Source organism: Desulfosarcina variabilis str. Montpellier (genome assembly GCF_048565275.1).
Lineage (GTDB): Bacteria > Desulfobacterota > Desulfobacteria > Desulfobacterales > Desulfosarcinaceae > Desulfosarcina > Desulfosarcina variabilis.
Map to the genome: position 1 here is coordinate 485,059 of NZ_CP159846.1, position 14,825 is coordinate 499,883.

The following is a 14,825-nucleotide window of genomic DNA, read 5'->3' on the forward strand; positions in this document are numbered from 1 at the left end:
ATCGTTTTTTGCCGCTATCCGAAACGAAAAAACAATATCGAATGTTTCCCAAAAGGAAAAAATAAGTTTAGCTTAAACAGCCCTGGGCCGATAAGAGCAAGAAGCGAATCCAATTTGTCGTCTGTCGGAGTCTTTCCGAATTGGAAATTACCTGGCATTCATTCCAACTGAAGCCGCGTAGATTTTTGACTTTGACGGGTATCATTACAATCGCATCCCACTTATGTTTGGAGGAACCATGAAATTTCGCAGCAAGTTGCTAGTCTCCCTTGTTCCCATTGTCGTGTTATCCATCGGTTTTGTAGCCTGGACCACCTATCGGCAGGGCGCCAAAGCAGTTTTTGCCGGCCAGGAAGTGATGATGGAAAAGGTGGTTGAAAAAACCACCGGTGAAATGCAGCGATGGTTTACGGACCGCATTCGTGAAGGTGTGCTTATTAGCAAAAACCCAATATTCGTAGATGCAATAACTGGTGGCAGCCGTGAAAAGGCGCAAACGTTGATCAATGATATCAAAACGGCATCACCTGTTTATGAGAATATCTTCATTGCCGAGCAAACTACCACCATAATGGATGCCTTAGGTGGCAAAACCGTTGGTCTCGTTTTAGACAAAATCCCGGCTTTTAGTGAATATATTAATCTCAACAAGACTGGCCAGGTGGCGGTCTCCCATGTTTCGCCATCGCCGGCTTCCGGTAATCCGGTTGTGCTCATTTCTGCTCCGATAATGGGGAAGAACGGTGAATTTATCGGTATCGCGGGAAATCCCATCGAGGTGAATGAATTTTCCGATGACGCCATCAGTACGTTCAAACTGGGCAAAACTGGCTATCTGTTTCTCGTGGATGATCAAGGCACTTACGTGGCTCATCCCAATAAGGAAATGATTTTCAAAGAAAGCATTGCCGAAACCGATTGGGGCCGGCAGATGCTGAAGATGAAGCGCGGTCATTTGTCCTACATCCAGGACGGAACAAAATGGGTGGTTTATTTTGATTCCTATGCGGATCGAAATCTTATCGTGGCCACGACGGTTTCGGCCGATGAATTCATGGGACCGGTCAAGCACATTGGCTGGATTGCCCTGCTGCTGGGTGTTATTGCTGTTGGGGTTGCCGTGGGCGTCATCTTTTTTATTTCCAACCTGATGGTCCGGCCTATCAACCAGGCGGTCGTCAACCTGAAAGATATCGCCCAGGGAGAGGGTGATCTGACCATGCGGCTCGATGTGAACAGCAAGGATGAAGTGGGCGAGATGGCCAAATGGTTCAACACGTTCATCGGCAAACTTCAGGGCATCATCCAAAAGGTCAAGGAAAACACGGAAGATGTGGATACAGCATCAGGTCAACTCAATGAGATTGCACAGCAATTGACATCCAGCGCGGAAAACATGGCCGGCCGGGCCAATAGTGTGGCCTCCGCCACCGAGGAAATGAGTACCAACTTGAACAATGTGGCGGCCGCCATGGAGCAGTCTTCGACCAATACCTCCATGGTCAGTGCCGCCGCCGAGGAGATGAGTGCAACCATCAATGAGATTGCCCAGAATGCCGAACGGGCCAGATCCATCTCCGGTGAGGCCGTGGACCAGTCGAAAAGTGCTTCTGAAAAAATGAATACATTGGGCAATGCCGCCCAAGCCATCGGCAAGGTTACGGAGACCATTACGGAAATTTCCGAGCAGACCAACCTGCTGGCCCTTAACGCCACCATCGAGGCGGCCAGGGCCGGCGAGGCCGGCAAGGGGTTTGCCGTGGTGGCCAATGAGATCAAGGAGCTGGCCAAACAAACGGCCAACGCCACCCTGGATATCAAACGGCAAATCGAAGAGGTTCAATCCACCACATCGGTCACTGTTGACGATATCGATAAGATTTCAGGTATCATCAATAACATCAACGACATCGTGGGTACCATCGCCACTGCCGTAGAGGAGCAATCCGTGACGACCAAAGAGATCGCCGGTAACATTGCTCAGGCTTCTCAGGGACTCCAGGAGGTCAACGAGAATGTCAATCAAAGCTCTAGTGTGGCTGGTGAAATTACCCAGGACATCAGCCAGGTCAATAGCGAAGCCGGCGGCATCTCAAATGCCAGTGGGCAGGTCACCATCAGTGCGGAGCAATTAAAGGACATGGCGGTTCAGTTGAAAGCGATTGTCAACCAGTTCAAAATATAGTCCGGTTGGGTTCGAGGCTGTTATCCGTCCACCCGACTCAGCATGGCTTTGGCGTGCTGTGGAAATGTACGCTTGGTGAGTATCTGTAGCAAACAATAACGGATGACCGGCGGTTTTTGCCGCCGGTCATCCGTTTCGATTGGGTCACAATGATTACAAATGAATGAGACGGATACTAATTATGGACGGATACTAAATGGTGTAATTAGATTTTGCTTGACTCGACTATGGGCGTCTCTATAGACTCGGGCGGGCAAAGCAGGCATATTTCAATTTGTTAATGTTCCACAACGGGCACATGGCGGATTCAACAAGATTCCAAGCACATCCCTGCCACCGGATTGAACTTTTAGAAAGGAGATTGGAAAATGGCGAAAGATAACAAAAAGAGACCGCTTTGGTTGGCGATGGAGGAAAAAATCCTTGATCTTGGTTCCCAGGACGTATCAGACAGCAGCCTGGAAGCGACGATTCAACGGATAGCCGGTGATCTTGACGGCGAGGGGTACAATGTTTCGTGTCACGGTGGTAATTTGATGCAATTGAGATGGGCTGTCGATAAAATGCGCAGCGCCGGAAAATCCATGTTGGGGGACCTGAATGCCGTCATCGCCGGGTTCACGCTGGATGATGTCGCTGATCCTTATGCGGTAACCACCTCGCTTCTTGATGATATCGGCACCACATGGCCAGAACTCAGAGATCCTGCGCGCAGGCCAGAAGTGATCAAGGCTGTCGAGCAGGCCAAGCTTGGTCTGTTGATCGCCAAGGCCAAGGGGATGGACGGTGACCTGGGAATTCGACTGCTGATTGGCGAAGGCGTCGATGGGGCAACCATCACCAGCTCAATGGAAATTACCGATGAGAAACTTGCCGAGGTCAAAGAGACGATCAAGAAAGAGCTGGCGGAAAGGGCCAGAGTGACCGGTCTGCTCGAAAAAGTCGCCGACAAGTCCGAAGAAGAAAAAATCCGGTTCCTTTTTGACAATGAAGTGACCGAAGCGTTGATCATCGAAATGATGCAGGTGGACCAGGGTGCGATCGATGGCGTCAAAAAGGCCATGGAAGAAGAGCTGAAAGAGAAACAGCGACTGGCCGAAGAAGAAGCCGAGCGCAAGAGAAAAGAAGCCGAAGGTCCTTCTCTCGAAGATATCTCGGCCGATGATATGACATTTTACATCGACTCCATCCGTGAAATCATGGAATTCAGCGATGTAGAACAAGAGATCCGCACGATGTGCGAGCAGAGTTCCATTCCCAAGGCCCTGGTTGATATTGCGGTTTCGGATTCGGACAAACTGGATGAGCTCGAAAAGAACGCCCAAGGCTAAATCTTTCGTCAATCACAAAAAGAACGGCGGTTCGGGGGCGCGTCATCCCCCGGACCGCCGTCGTTTTATCATCAGCGATACCGCTGCTATCGTTTGTTTGCGTGCCGAATATCTATCACCTCAACTTGAGGTAGAAAAATCGGGATTTCTGTTTTCGGTAAAGGCTGCGAACGCTTCGGCGGCTTCAGGCCCCATCATCAGCTCGAAAAACATTTTTCCGTCGGTTTCAATGGCCTTGCGAAGGTCATTCGCCCAACTGGCCTTCATTAACTTTTTGGTTTCCATCAGCGCCCTCGGTGGCTTTTGGGCCAACCGGCCGGCAATGGTCATCACTTCCTCCATCAACGTTTCATCCGGGAAGATTTGATTGACAAGACCTACCGAACGGGCATGGTCGGCGGTGAATGGTTCGCCGAGCAGAAAGAGTTCCGCCGCTTGCTGATGGCCTGCCAGGCGCGGTAGCATCATGGACGATCCAAATTCCGGACATAACCCTAAGTTGACGAACGGCAGGCTGAAGGTGGCGTTCTGGCTTGCATAAACCAAATCACAGTGCAGCAGCATGGTTGTGCCGATACCAATGGCATAACCCTGCACTGCGGCGATAAGGGGTTTGCGAAGTTCCAGGACGCCTTTAAAAAAAGCGTCGGCGGCGAATGGCTGATCCGCCTTCTGGGTGGCCGAATGGGCCTGAAAATCCCTGATATCGTTTCCCGAGGTGAACAGGTTTTGCGATCCGCACAGCACCGCGACCCGTATCGCATCATCTTTGTCTGCCATCTGCAGCGCCTCGGCCATTTTGCGGTACATGTTTTGAGTGATAGCGTTTTTCTTCTCAGGTCGGTTCATTTGAATGATGCAGATACCGTCTGACGAGCGGGTGACAATTTCTTCGGTCATAGTAAGTCCATTTCCCATCCAAAAAAAGAATTATTAGTCGATACTCATCGTTCGTTGTAATTAACCCTACGAAAGGCTTTCCACATGATATCGATTTCTGAACATATATCATAATCCAATGCAGATTACCTGGCATGTCAAAATGAAAGTTATAAAATGCCCAAAGTGTAATCAAACCCAATCGATAATCAATGCTTTTGCATGCTTGAAACTATGGTTCGACCTAAAACCAGTCGTCTGGAAATGTCCTGTCTGCAATAGCACTTTATCATTTACTGTTAAGGGCATTCTTCTTTTTTGGCTCGTTTGCTTCCCTGTTGCGATGGGGATTGTCTATCTGATTTTCTGGGAGGCAATCAAAAACTTCCCGCCATTGATCTCGCTGGCTTTGATGGCAATATTATTATTAACGTTTTCAGTCAGTTTTATTTTCAAAAACCAAATTTATAAAATCGAGATCGGTGGTGAAAAAGGAGCCAAATGAATATCTGGAATCAAGAGAAATATATAAAAGCATGGAATTTCGCGTGCACTGCCCATAACGGTCAGCATGTACCGGGCACGGATTTGCCGTATGTCAACCATTTCGGCCTGGTTGCCATGGAAGCGATGGCGGCCATTGCCAGCCAAATCGCGAAAATCGAATCACCTGATCTTCTGGTTTTGTGCGCACTATTGCATGACACCATTGAAGATACGCCTGTCACTGACGATAACCTAAAAAAGGAATTCGGCCCTGATGTGGCCAGTGGGGTGCGGGCGTTAACCAAAGATAAAAGCCTTTTGACCAAAGCAGAGCAGATGGACGACAGCCTGAAAAGGATTAAAAAAGAACCCAAAGAAATATGGATGGTAAAACTGGCTGATAGAATAACGAATCTTCAGCCGCCTCCGAATGATTGGGACACTGAGAAAATCAGGAAATACAGGAACGAAGCATCGACTATACTCGAGGCGCTGCGAGAGGCAAACACCTGGCTTGCCGAGCGGCTGAAACGAAAGATCGATCAATACCGGCGATATGAATGGATGTAATTGCCGACAACTTCACACACCATCCTACCCGGACGGTGTCCTGCCATGCCTGTAATCAGGGTGTTCCAGAACAGCGGACTTCAGATTTGTCTAATCTTTCCTTAATAATTCACTCGGCCATTTTTCAAGTACGCCTTCCTTTCCATTATAAATCTCCTGTGCCCTTAGACCCGTTGGTTTGTTTTTCCCATGGAAGGTCTTCAGGAGATGCATCACGCCATTCTTTAACCAATCTTTTTGCTTCATTAAAATCTGCCTCAGAAACACGAATCAGGCCCCAACCATATTGCGACTGGAATAGGCCATCATATGCAGTATCATGAAACGATTGTATTTTTGCATGTATTCCATGTTCCTCTAAAACGGATTTGATTACATTTGCTTCTGCTTCGTTTTCAGGCTTCATTAAGGTTTTCAACGCTTAATTCCCCCTTCCTTCAGATCTTCCGTCAGAAAATACCTCCCAGTAAATATTTACCAGATCACCGGGATGGATCTCAAAAACCATCGCATTCGCCTTGGGATCATGAGAGGATTTTGTCGCCGTTGCCGGCGATATTTCCCTTGAATGGGAAATAGAATCATTCGTGACCCAAGAGACAAGCAACCATGAACCATACGATAGATGGATATGGCCATTTTTTGTTTAAAATTTGATTTTGAATTTTGCTCATAGTGTATTTAACTCGAGAAGATTGCGTCCCTCTTCCCCCCGGCCCGCAACCGAGATCAACCAGCGTTGCACCCTTGCTGAATCCAGCTCGGGAGATGAACCGTTGATTCTCTTTAGCCCAGACATGATGCTGGTACCTTAGCCGCTCAATTTCCTCACACGTATAACCAAAGCGGTATTCGTCAGTTTCGTTGGTAGATGTGAGTGCATCTATTTTTGTTTTATCAACCATCGTACTGCCTTTTTGGGAAGCTAACGTTTGATTTAGCGTTTGTACCGAGGCGAGGAAAATTGTTCAAAATCGATAAATGACCGGAGATTTTGAATTACGAGTCAGAATGATCTTCTGAAAAAAGCCATGGCCTGCCCAGTCCAGTGCAAAAGCTGTTGATCGCTTTATCGATATACATCTTTTCGATGACCAATTTTTACTACCCAGACTGTCAGTGCTTTGTCTTGAATCGAATATACAATGCGATATTCGCCCTGGCGCACTCGATATCGATCTTGGCCGGTGAGCTTTTCACACCCAGCCGGACGAGGATCAATCGATAATCCTTTAATCTTTTTTAAGATGGTTCGTAGATCCTTTTTCTGGATTTTTTTCAAGTCCTTCCACACGGACTCACGAAAGTAAACCTCATATCCGGCCATCTTTTTTCAGCCTTTTTATCATTTCAGCATAGGAAATTAGGGATTCGTCGGCTCTTTCATCAAATGCTTCAAGGTCCTCTGCATCTTCAGCTAAAGATTCTCTGATGGCTGTGTTAACAAGGTCAGAAATTGATCTGGAAGTTTCAACTGACTTTAATTTCAATGCTTTATGAAGAATCGGATCTAAATAGATTGTTGCTCTTTTTGCGGGTGTAGCCATAATGCCACCTCCTTTATTGTGACATTATAACGTCATAACGTTAAAGCGTCAATGATTGATATGTTTGAAGCGAACGGGGGGGCAGGGGCGGCGGTTTGCGTGTCGCGGCGCTCCAAAATATTTATAAACTGGGCGCGAAGCACTATACTCAAAACGCAAAGTTGCCCGCCGTCCCTTGGAACGATTTGTTATCTTTTTCCATTCGGCTGTTCTAAAAGGACGTTAATTAATGAATAATCCGTCGTAATTGAGTATATCTTTAAAGCCATCTGGATTATTTTTCACATCCTCAAGATACTCATTTATTGCTTGTTGGTATAATTGGGGAGCCATATTTTCTCCACCTTTTTTAGAATCATATACCATATAACTGTATTTCTTCATTGCACTCTCAGCAGCTTCTCGAGTCATTGGATAAAATCCGGCTGATCTGGCACGCCATACTCCCATAGCAACGCCTTGACCAAGGAAATAAGTTTTACCTGCTTTGAAATCAAAATGTGCAACACCTGTATTTTCCGTAGCTATAACGACATAATGTGGTCCAGGTGTCACCGGTGTTATAAAATAACTTTCTCATACAGTCTCCTTTTTACAAGTGGTTATTTTTAGTACGTTGCGGCCACGCCATCGACAAGATGAGGGGCCGGGCGATTATAGCCCGAGACCTCATTTAAAATTTTTTATTTTGTTAAACCACATTCTTTCAAAAAGCCGCGTAGTAAGCCCGGCCCCTCTCAAGCGTTTGGTTCTGTGCTGTTCTCTTCGTTTGGCCCATAGTGAAGTTTCTCTCCGAGCCAGTCAACTATACGCCAAGATAGTTTTTTTGCGGAGATCCAAGTATCATTATCTCGTATAGGTGAATCTGGCGACCAATCATCTTCAGGTGACCAATAGATAATGCCGTCTCGAACTACAAGTGTAGCATCGTATATTATTGAGTCGTAATTATCCGGTGTGGGTACCAGATTGAATCTTGTGACCTCATCAAATAATAATTCGATGGCAGATGGGTTATGAAATTGTCGTTGAATAAGGAACCGTATACGATTATCAAGGTGGCCAGGGCATGACATTGAAAGATCTGATGCTACCCAATGATCTGTCCAGAGATGTGCTTCACGGACACATACATCATGAAATCCTCCGAAGAGGTCCATTAGTACGTCAGCATCCGTTTGTGTCTCTATTTGATTCCATTTCATGTTATTCACCGGTTGCTTCACGCGCGGCGGCTTTTTGCCGTCGCTGTGGAAGCATTGGTTCGATTCTTTCCTATCGCCCCAGTCGGACGACGGTATGAGGCGATTGTTCAATTAGGTTGCTAAGGTGTCGGTGAATATCTCTGGGCGCGAATAGATCGGGAGAGTTGCGAATCTCTTCCACCGACCACCACTTGAAACCGATGAAGCCTTGTCTCTCAATCCCTTCGTCCAAGAGAATCGGTACCGGTTCAAAGTCATTGACTCTGCACAAATAATAATTCTCTGATTGGCGAAACAACTGTCCATCGATCCGGAAAACGTCAACTCGTTTCCAGACCCTCGGACCAATATCGACTAAATCGAAATCAGTTTCTTCACGAATCTCCCGCCGAAGTGCCGCGTTTTCTGATTCGCCATACTTCAGTCCCTCACCAGGCGTGATCCAGATCTCCCCGTCTGGGCCTTCTACGCGAACTTTCATCATAAGAATCTTCCCATCCGGCGATAGAAGGACCGCCCGCACCGACTGCCTTTCTGTGATCATTTCCTTCATTTCCAATCGAACGCCGCTTTTCATCAGGCGCGGCTTTTTGCGCTCCGCTGCAAAAGCCTTTTTCGATTTTTTCATCCGTAGTGAAAGTGGGAACATCTCACTCGTCCGAAATGATCGAAGACAAAGCCCTCTTTGCTCAATAGGGATCGCTTCATGCCCAGTCCTCCTTGATAGCCGCCGAGACCACAGTCAGAACGGATAGCGCGGTGGCACGGCACGATAAGCGGAAACGGATTGTTTGCCAAGGCATTGCCTACCGCTCGGGCTCCACCAGGTACGCCCAGATGTTCGGCAATGAGCTTATAAGTACTGACGCGCCCTCTCGGTATTGCGTGCTCCGCGCGAAGAACCCGTTGCTGGAATTCTCCGCATACACTCAGGTCTACAACATCAAGACTGAAGTCGATGGGTTCTCCGTCAAGGAACCTACAGATAGCTGATGACACGGAATCGATCTCCTCGCAGGAGGACTCATGTGCGTCAGGGTAAAGCGCAGACACCCTCTTCGTTGCTGAAGCGGCAGGGCTTGACAGCAGCACTCTGACAATCTTGGCACTACTCTCGGAGACACTCCAAATGATGACCGCTGGACCATACGGCGTAAATTGGATTGTCCTTTTGTTCATGCCGCTTATTCTCCTCTGTTATCGGATCGAACGGTCCGAGTCGAGCGGCTGGCACAGGCTTGCGTGCAAGACGTGCCAGTCCGCTCCAACGACTTGGTGGCGACCGCGAATCAGCGCGCAAGCCATCCTATGCAAAAGCCTTGTTGTACGTTTTATAAACTTGGATTCAGTCTTGCTAAAAAACCACCGTCTTCAGTCTCGATGAGTTTCTCTGTGGACCAACCACATTCTAAAGCATGAGAAGTCAATGTTTTAAAATCTACGTGAAGCCAACGCATCCAGGGACCGACGTTTCTTTCATATGACAGACGGAATTCCAATTCCCCTGGATAGCCTTTTTGTCTTGGGGAATTAGCAACTTCAGGCTCTTTGACAGAGTTGACCAGCAACTGGCCGCCGGGACGAAGAAGCCTTTCGCATCGGCGAAGCAATCCTTTAATTCCATTTAGAGATTCGCACATGCCAATATTATGTCCAAGCATAAAAATTGTATCAAACCGTTTGCTGTTGAAATGTAAAAAATCCTGCTGCCTGGCATCTTTGATTCCGCGCTCTTTCATTATCTGGACTGCTTGAGGACAGATATCAATAGCTGTAACATCATAACCTTGTTTTTCTAGCTCAAGAGCATGAACCCCTGTTCCAGCACCAACAACAAGAATATGGCCACGACAATATTCAACAGCATTATCTGTTGTTAAGAATCCTTCATGAGAACGAAAAAAAACTGAAACTGGTAGTGGTTTCTTTTGGCCGTTTTTGAACTCATGTATGAGTTCAGCAGATTTCTTGCCTCGCCAGTAGGCGAGAAGTGCTTGGCCAAAGGGCTCAAGTGCTGGATTATTTGAATCTCTCATTTTTTTAATTTCGCACAACCGCTTCAGTTCACCAGGGCGCAGTGTGGAAAGAAAAAACCGCCAAAAAATTAGAAAAGGATGCCGCACTTCAGAAATGGCACGTTCCCTGCGCACTGGTGGAACTGCATGTTATAATTGTTTCATTGATTATATTTTAATCGTCCGGTATCTTCGGAAGATCATTTAAGGCCTTTACGAACCTTATATGGTCATAAGGTTTTTGATTTTTCATCACATCAAAGATTTCAGAAGTAACAACGCAGGCAATCAGTTCCATTGCATCTTCTTCAGAGTATCCCTCGGACATCAAACGATCTAAGGTTTTTCTTGTTTCAGGGGGATCATCAGCCTCAAGTTGATTTTCAACAATTTCTAAAATAGCATATTTTAAATATTTATTGTCTTCCATAATTTCCTTTATTCACCATTATAAGCCGCTAATCAGCTGCGCGGTTTTTTGCGTCGGCTGCATTGCTTGGTTCGGTAAAACATTCTATTGCTACCATACTTGCGGAATAACAAATAGTTAGCTTGTACGCCTTTTTATTATTTGAATTATTTCTCTATTAAAGGCGCATTCACAGAATGCATCACAGCGATTAAGCTGTTTTTTATCAAGACAATATCCGGGGCATCCTTCCTCACCGGTTCTTCGTTCTGAGTATTTTCTACCAGAATACAAGCTTAAAAATTTCTCTGCCTTGATTGCCATCGTTGAGAAGCAACCTTCTTTCTTGTGTGTAAAATAGAAAAGGCTCTTTTCAAGTGCCCTAAAATCTGCTCCATATCCATTTATTTCAAGAGAATCATCGCTAAGGAAATCTTCACGAGTTTCCCATACGGTAGAACACATTGGGCATTTTTTGAATGGCTTTTTTTCTATCATAATTGAACGCTTTTGATACATTTAGTTATTGATAGTAGTAGATTCATCGGGCTGCGGTAATCCGCCGCCCGATGGCGTGGCGCGAAGCGCCACGCCATCGTCATTTTCAGCGGCCGGGCGCAAATAGCAAAAGCGGACACTGAAAGAAATAATTTGATTTTTCTTAAACCTTCAAAAAGCGGCGCCGTAAGCCCGGCCCACTGCAAAAATTTGTTCGGCAAAGCCGATTATTGTATAAATTTAATAACATTTTTGTGAACACATTATGATGTCACCCTGTTGATCTATGTCTTTTAAGGTTTTATCAATTAGTTCTTCATCTAACGTTGCAGCTACAACAATCATATGCGGAGCACCATAATGAAATCTAATTTTAGTTCCGTCTATCCAATTGCCGCAGTTTGTTAAAGCCTTTGGAGTCATGAAAAAACACCATCTTTGCTCACCACTATCAAGGTAAAGAATAACCTCGATTGCTCCGGTATCTTGCAATGAAAGGTCATCTTCAATTTCATATGATTTAAGTATGTTTTTCATCATTTTAAGTTGCCGAACGGGCAATCCGCAGCCCGATGGCGTGGCGCGAAGCGCCACGCCATCATGTATTAGACGACCGAACAGTCGTCTTATAATACGACATTATTTTTTACGAAATTTTGCTAGGCGACTAATTTGCAGCCTATCAGTCATATTTTACCTTGCTAGACGACTAATTCGTCAAATAAAAAAATGACAGTTCGTAAACTGATCGGTTAAAATGAACAAATGTTAATGTTACGTATTTTTTAGACCAGGCTATAAAGTAATAATTCATAAATAGCCGCAATTGATTGCAGTGTCAATGTAAATGGTTGGTATAACAAGTTTAAATCGATATTTGGAGAAGCACCATGACTAAACCAACCCCTCTTGATTTTGAGCATCCTTCCAATTCATCACCATCTGTGGAGGCAGAGAATGTTACGAAGCCTCGCCTACTGGAACAGGTCCGAAGTTGTATTCGCCGCATGCATTACAGCATTCGTACGGAACAGACTTACATTAGCTGGATCAAGAGGTATATATATTTTCATGACAAGCGTCACCCCAACGAACTTGATGAAAACCATATAACCGAATTCCTGAACTTTTTGGCCGTTCAAAGAAGGGTCGCCAGCTCCACGCAAAACCAAGCCATGTGCGCGCTGGTGTTTCTCTATCGTCATGTCCTGAAAAAAGATCTTGCCCAATTCGAAAACATGGTGTTTGCGAAAAGGCCTTCAAAATTACCCGTCGTTTTCACGCGGGAAGAAGTCCGAAACATTCTTTTGCAGCTTGAAGGTGTCACATGGATTATGGGGCAACTGCTGTACAACAATGATTTACACTCATGTCCTCAACAAAGGTGGTAAAGGCGTACAGAGCCCAAGTGACATGCTTTTCAAGAATTGACGGTGTCGTAAAAATTGCGGTATCGACTGTAACTATGCCCTTCTGGATACCGGATCGAATCTGGCATGACGGATCTTGCGGCTTCAGGCAAATTTATAAAAATTATTATGGAAGGGTTCCATGACATCCGATCTGACCCCCAGGCAAAAAAGCGTTCTGGAATATATCATTTCGTTTCAACAGGAAAACCGCATGGCACCCACGGTGAGGGAAATCTGCGCCCACCTGGGCCTGAGCGGCCCGGCCGGTATACACCGCATCCTGAACATTTTAAAAGACAAGGGATATATCCTGGCCGAGCCGGGTAAGAAACGCGCCTGGCGGTTCAGCAGGGAGGTCACCGGCGCCGGCATCCCGCTGGTCGGCACCATTGCCGCCGGCCTGCCCGTGGAAGCCGTCGAGAACCTGGAAGGAGAACTGGCCATATCGCCGGCGCTGTTCGGCGCCAAACGCTGCTTTGGGTTGCGGGTCAGGGGCGACTCCATGATCGACGCCCACATTCTGGACGGGGATCTGGCGATCATTAGGCCCCAAAGGCGGGTGGAGAGCGGTGAAATCGCCGCCGTCATGGTGCATGATCTATTGTCCGAGGCCACGCTTAAAATCGTGCGGCGCACGCGCAGCGCCCTAACCCTGGAGCCGGCCAACCCGGCCTGTTCGCCGCTGGTGTTTAAAGGCCCTCAGCGCAAGCAGGTGGTTATTCTGGGCAAGTATATGGGGCTGCTTCGCATCGTCTGATATCAATGGTGGGCAATGCCCTACTTTATTCCCTGAGATTGTAGTCGAGCAGTGAAATCATCTGCGTCGTAGGCCTTATCCGCGAGAAGGTTATCAGCTCATATGAACATGCTTGCCAATGCTCATGCATATCAAAATTTGAATCGCCCCGTTTAGTTAAACAAAACCGGGAAAAAAGCCGATAAGCGTTAACATGCCGGACGTTGCTTGTGTTAAAAATAAGAAAGAGGCATTTCAATGCGTTTCCGATCAATACTGCTTGTTATCATGGTCCTGCTGATACTGCCGGTGGCAGGTTTGGCAAAGATCTACAAGTATCAGAAAGACGGCAAATGGTATTTCACCGACACCCCGCCTGAGGACATGCCCAAAGACCGTGAAGAGATGGTGGAGATCGGCAAATCAGCCATCCCTTCCAGCCAGGGCAAGGGGGTGCTGCTTCAAAACTACCCGGCCCGCAACCCCATTGAAAAAGCGGCCACGGCAACGGTGGCCATCAAAACCACCATTGGTTACGGCAGCGGGTTTTTTATTTCAAGCGCCGGGCACATCATTACCAACAAGCACGTAATCCGATTGCCCAACCAGCAGGCCCGGCAGATCGATGACTATTTCAGTCAGGTGGACCAGAAGGCCGAGACCATGCAGAGGCAATTGGGCACCGAACAGCAACGCATTAACGACTATCAGGATCGGTTGGACGGGCTGCAGGAAGCGGCTGAAAATGAAGTCAATCCGGCAGCCAAAAAATCCTACCAGGATGAGTACCGGCTGCGCAAACAGGAACTGGATCGATGGAAATCCAATTTTAAGAAACGAAAGCAAACCTTTCAGGCCCAGCTAAATCAATACGAATCCAGAAGAGGGGATTTTGAATACGACCGCAGTATCGCGGCACTTGCCCAGACATTCACCGTGATTCTGGTGGATGATACACAGCTCTATGCCCATCTGGTGGTGGTGAGTGAGAATCACGACCTGGCCCTTCTAAAAGTGGATGTACATCGAACGCCCATGCTGCAGCCGGGCTCAGCCTACGATCTGGTCCAGGGCAATCCGGTTTATGCCATCGGCAATCCGGCCCAACTGAGAAATACGGTCACATCAGGAATCTTTTCCGGCTACGAAGGCGGTTACATCCAGACCAATGCCCAGATCAGTCCGGGAAACAGCGGCGGGCCGCTGATCGATCCCCAGGGCAAGGTCCTGGGCATCAACACCAAAAAGAAATACGGCGGTGCATTCGAAGGCCTGGGGTTTGCCATTCCCATTCAGGTTGCCCTCAGGGAATTCGGCTCGCATCTGCCCTGAGGGTGCAGAAAAAACAATCCGGTTATCTGGAAAGCTCAAGTTAGAAAGGAAAAGCTCCCGACACGGTTGTGTTGTAAAAGTGTTAAGTTTCAAGTGTTAAGTGTTAAGTGGTGGATCGGATCTATTTTTATTTTGTAATCGGCAGGATGCCTTTCCTGCGCTCTTAGGTGATCATCATCCCGGTCTTTATTGACTGGTGTCCAATGCGGACTACTTGGCA

Annotated in this window: 20 protein-coding genes; 7 read left to right on the forward strand and 13 right to left on the reverse strand. The window is 47.0% G+C overall.

Features of this window, described 5'->3' with window-relative positions; translation table 11 throughout:
* Positions 1–238 precede the first annotated feature (238 nt).
* Both Dvar_RS02165 and Dvar_RS02170 read left to right on the forward strand, forming a co-directional pair.
* Positions 239–2,185, forward strand: coding sequence for a methyl-accepting chemotaxis protein (locus tag Dvar_RS02165; protein WP_419660087.1), 1,947 nt, complete (start codon positions 239–241; stop codon positions 2,183–2,185).
* A 368-nt stretch (positions 2,186–2,553) separates the two neighbouring features.
* Positions 2,554–3,516, forward strand: a complete 963-nt coding sequence (locus tag Dvar_RS02170; RefSeq protein ID WP_419660088.1) for a hypothetical protein — start codon at positions 2,554–2,556, stop codon at positions 3,514–3,516.
* A 120-nt stretch (positions 3,517–3,636) separates the two neighbouring features.
* Here the strand turns inward: Dvar_RS02170 and Dvar_RS02175 are convergent, their stop codons facing one another.
* Positions 3,637–4,416, reverse strand: a complete 780-nt coding sequence (locus tag Dvar_RS02175) for an enoyl-CoA hydratase (protein WP_419660089.1) — start codon at positions 4,414–4,416, stop codon at positions 3,637–3,639.
* 142 nt (positions 4,417–4,558) lie between these two features.
* Here Dvar_RS02175 and Dvar_RS02180 point away from each other — a divergent pair, with 142 nt between their 5' ends.
* Complete coding sequence (locus Dvar_RS02180) at positions 4,559–4,900, forward strand: hypothetical protein (RefSeq protein ID WP_419660090.1); 342 nt, start codon at positions 4,559–4,561, stop codon at positions 4,898–4,900.
* A complete protein-coding gene (locus tag Dvar_RS02185) occupies positions 4,897–5,451 on the forward strand; it encodes an HD domain-containing protein (protein WP_419660091.1) in 555 nt (184 codons plus the stop codon). Before Dvar_RS02180 ends, Dvar_RS02185 begins: the two co-directional genes overlap by 4 nt.
* Before the next feature lie 145 nt (positions 5,452–5,596).
* On the opposite strand, the gene Dvar_RS02190 is transcribed toward Dvar_RS02185, so the two are convergent.
* The 12 genes from Dvar_RS02190 to Dvar_RS02245 all read right to left on the reverse strand — a co-directional run bounded on the left by Dvar_RS02190 (position 5,597) and on the right by Dvar_RS02245 (position 11,665).
* The gene (locus tag Dvar_RS02190) at positions 5,597–5,869 is read right to left on the reverse strand and encodes a DUF2007 domain-containing protein (protein WP_419660092.1); all 273 of its coding nucleotides are present in this window, start codon (positions 5,867–5,869) and stop codon (positions 5,597–5,599) included.
* 163 nt (positions 5,870–6,032) lie between these two features.
* On the reverse strand, positions 6,033–6,356 hold the full coding sequence (locus tag Dvar_RS02195; RefSeq protein ID WP_419660093.1) for a hypothetical protein: 324 nt from the start codon (positions 6,354–6,356) through the stop codon (positions 6,033–6,035).
* Positions 6,357–6,520: 164 nt separating this feature from the next.
* Positions 6,521–6,778, reverse strand: coding sequence for a type II toxin-antitoxin system RelE family toxin (locus tag Dvar_RS02200; RefSeq protein WP_419660094.1), 258 nt, complete (start codon positions 6,776–6,778; stop codon positions 6,521–6,523).
* Positions 6,765–6,998, reverse strand: a complete 234-nt coding sequence (locus Dvar_RS02205; protein WP_419660095.1) for a CopG family transcriptional regulator — start codon at positions 6,996–6,998, stop codon at positions 6,765–6,767. The genes Dvar_RS02200 and Dvar_RS02205 overlap by 14 nt, the downstream gene beginning before the upstream one ends.
* Before the next feature lie 222 nt (positions 6,999–7,220).
* Complete coding sequence (locus Dvar_RS02210; RefSeq protein ID WP_419660096.1) at positions 7,221–7,553, reverse strand: hypothetical protein; 333 nt, start codon at positions 7,551–7,553, stop codon at positions 7,221–7,223.
* Positions 7,554–7,735: 182 nt separating this feature from the next.
* Positions 7,736–8,203, reverse strand: a complete 468-nt coding sequence (locus Dvar_RS02215; RefSeq protein ID WP_419660097.1) for a hypothetical protein — start codon at positions 8,201–8,203, stop codon at positions 7,736–7,738.
* 70 nt (positions 8,204–8,273) lie between these two features.
* Positions 8,274–8,852, reverse strand: coding sequence for an NUDIX hydrolase (locus Dvar_RS02220; protein WP_419660098.1), 579 nt, complete (start codon positions 8,850–8,852; stop codon positions 8,274–8,276).
* A complete protein-coding gene (locus Dvar_RS02225; RefSeq protein WP_419660099.1) occupies positions 8,828–9,382 on the reverse strand; it encodes a methylated-DNA--[protein]-cysteine S-methyltransferase in 555 nt (184 codons plus the stop codon). The genes Dvar_RS02220 and Dvar_RS02225 overlap by 25 nt, the downstream gene beginning before the upstream one ends.
* 152 nt (positions 9,383–9,534) lie before the next feature.
* Positions 9,535–10,353, reverse strand: coding sequence for a class I SAM-dependent methyltransferase (locus Dvar_RS02230; protein WP_419660100.1), 819 nt, complete (start codon positions 10,351–10,353; stop codon positions 9,535–9,537).
* A gap of 40 nt (positions 10,354–10,393) precedes the next feature.
* The gene (locus Dvar_RS02235; RefSeq protein ID WP_419660101.1) at positions 10,394–10,648 is read right to left on the reverse strand and encodes a hypothetical protein; all 255 of its coding nucleotides are present in this window, start codon (positions 10,646–10,648) and stop codon (positions 10,394–10,396) included.
* A gap of 117 nt (positions 10,649–10,765) precedes the next feature.
* Positions 10,766–11,125 carry a hypothetical protein gene (locus Dvar_RS02240; RefSeq protein WP_419660102.1) on the reverse strand — a complete coding sequence of 120 codons (360 nt, stop codon included), beginning with the start codon at positions 11,123–11,125 and terminating at the stop codon, positions 10,766–10,768.
* A gap of 240 nt (positions 11,126–11,365) precedes the next feature.
* Positions 11,366–11,665 (reverse strand): hypothetical protein, encoded by a 300-nt coding sequence (locus Dvar_RS02245; protein WP_419660103.1) that lies wholly within the window; start codon positions 11,663–11,665, stop codon positions 11,366–11,368.
* 350 nt (positions 11,666–12,015) lie between these two features.
* On the opposite strand from Dvar_RS02245, the gene Dvar_RS02250 reads away from it, so the two are divergent.
* The 3 genes from Dvar_RS02250 to Dvar_RS02260 all read left to right on the forward strand — a co-directional run bounded on the left by Dvar_RS02250 (position 12,016) and on the right by Dvar_RS02260 (position 14,605).
* On the forward strand, positions 12,016–12,516 hold the full coding sequence (locus Dvar_RS02250; protein ID WP_419660104.1) for a phage integrase N-terminal SAM-like domain-containing protein: 501 nt from the start codon (positions 12,016–12,018) through the stop codon (positions 12,514–12,516).
* 160 nt (positions 12,517–12,676) lie between these two features.
* Complete coding sequence (gene lexA, locus Dvar_RS02255) at positions 12,677–13,294, forward strand: transcriptional repressor LexA (protein WP_419660105.1); 618 nt, start codon at positions 12,677–12,679, stop codon at positions 13,292–13,294.
* 237 nt (positions 13,295–13,531) lie between these two features.
* Positions 13,532–14,605: a trypsin-like peptidase domain-containing protein gene (locus Dvar_RS02260; RefSeq protein WP_419660106.1), complete on the forward strand. Its 1,074-nt coding sequence runs from the start codon at positions 13,532–13,534 to the stop codon at positions 14,603–14,605.
* Positions 14,606–14,825 lie beyond the last annotated feature (220 nt).

What these genes read in the sequence shown, in the direction of transcription:
- Dvar_RS02165 (WP_419660087.1), top strand. Translation starts at nt 239, where the DNA reads ATGAAATTTCGCAGCAAGTTGCTAGTCTCCCTTGTTCCCATTGTCGTG.
- Dvar_RS02170 (WP_419660088.1), top strand. Translation starts at nt 2,554, where the DNA reads ATGGCGAAAGATAACAAAAAGAGACCGCTTTGGTTGGCGATGGAGGAA.
- Dvar_RS02175 (WP_419660089.1), bottom strand. Translation starts at nt 4,416, where the DNA reads ATGACCGAAGAAATTGTCACCCGCTCGTCAGACGGTATCTGCATCATT.
- Dvar_RS02180 (WP_419660090.1), top strand. Translation starts at nt 4,559, where the DNA reads ATGAAAGTTATAAAATGCCCAAAGTGTAATCAAACCCAATCGATAATC.
- Dvar_RS02185 (WP_419660091.1), top strand. Translation starts at nt 4,897, where the DNA reads ATGAATATCTGGAATCAAGAGAAATATATAAAAGCATGGAATTTCGCG.
- Dvar_RS02195 (WP_419660093.1), bottom strand. Translation starts at nt 6,356, where the DNA reads ATGGTTGATAAAACAAAAATAGATGCACTCACATCTACCAACGAAACT.
- Dvar_RS02200 (WP_419660094.1), bottom strand. Translation starts at nt 6,778, where the DNA reads ATGGCCGGATATGAGGTTTACTTTCGTGAGTCCGTGTGGAAGGACTTG.
- Dvar_RS02205 (WP_419660095.1), bottom strand. Translation starts at nt 6,998, where the DNA reads ATGGCTACACCCGCAAAAAGAGCAACAATCTATTTAGATCCGATTCTT.
- Dvar_RS02215 (WP_419660097.1), bottom strand. Translation starts at nt 8,203, where the DNA reads ATGAAATGGAATCAAATAGAGACACAAACGGATGCTGACGTACTAATG.
- Dvar_RS02220 (WP_419660098.1), bottom strand. Translation starts at nt 8,852, where the DNA reads ATGTTCCCACTTTCACTACGGATGAAAAAATCGAAAAAGGCTTTTGCA.
- Dvar_RS02225 (WP_419660099.1), bottom strand. Translation starts at nt 9,382, where the DNA reads ATGAACAAAAGGACAATCCAATTTACGCCGTATGGTCCAGCGGTCATC.
- Dvar_RS02235 (WP_419660101.1), bottom strand. Translation starts at nt 10,648, where the DNA reads ATGGAAGACAATAAATATTTAAAATATGCTATTTTAGAAATTGTTGAA.
- Dvar_RS02240 (WP_419660102.1), bottom strand. Translation starts at nt 11,125, where the DNA reads ATGATAGAAAAAAAGCCATTCAAAAAATGCCCAATGTGTTCTACCGTA.
- Dvar_RS02245 (WP_419660103.1), bottom strand. Translation starts at nt 11,665, where the DNA reads ATGATGAAAAACATACTTAAATCATATGAAATTGAAGATGACCTTTCA.
- Dvar_RS02250 (WP_419660104.1), top strand. Translation starts at nt 12,016, where the DNA reads ATGACTAAACCAACCCCTCTTGATTTTGAGCATCCTTCCAATTCATCA.
- lexA (WP_419660105.1), top strand. Translation starts at nt 12,677, where the DNA reads ATGACATCCGATCTGACCCCCAGGCAAAAAAGCGTTCTGGAATATATC.
- Dvar_RS02260 (WP_419660106.1), top strand. Translation starts at nt 13,532, where the DNA reads ATGCGTTTCCGATCAATACTGCTTGTTATCATGGTCCTGCTGATACTG.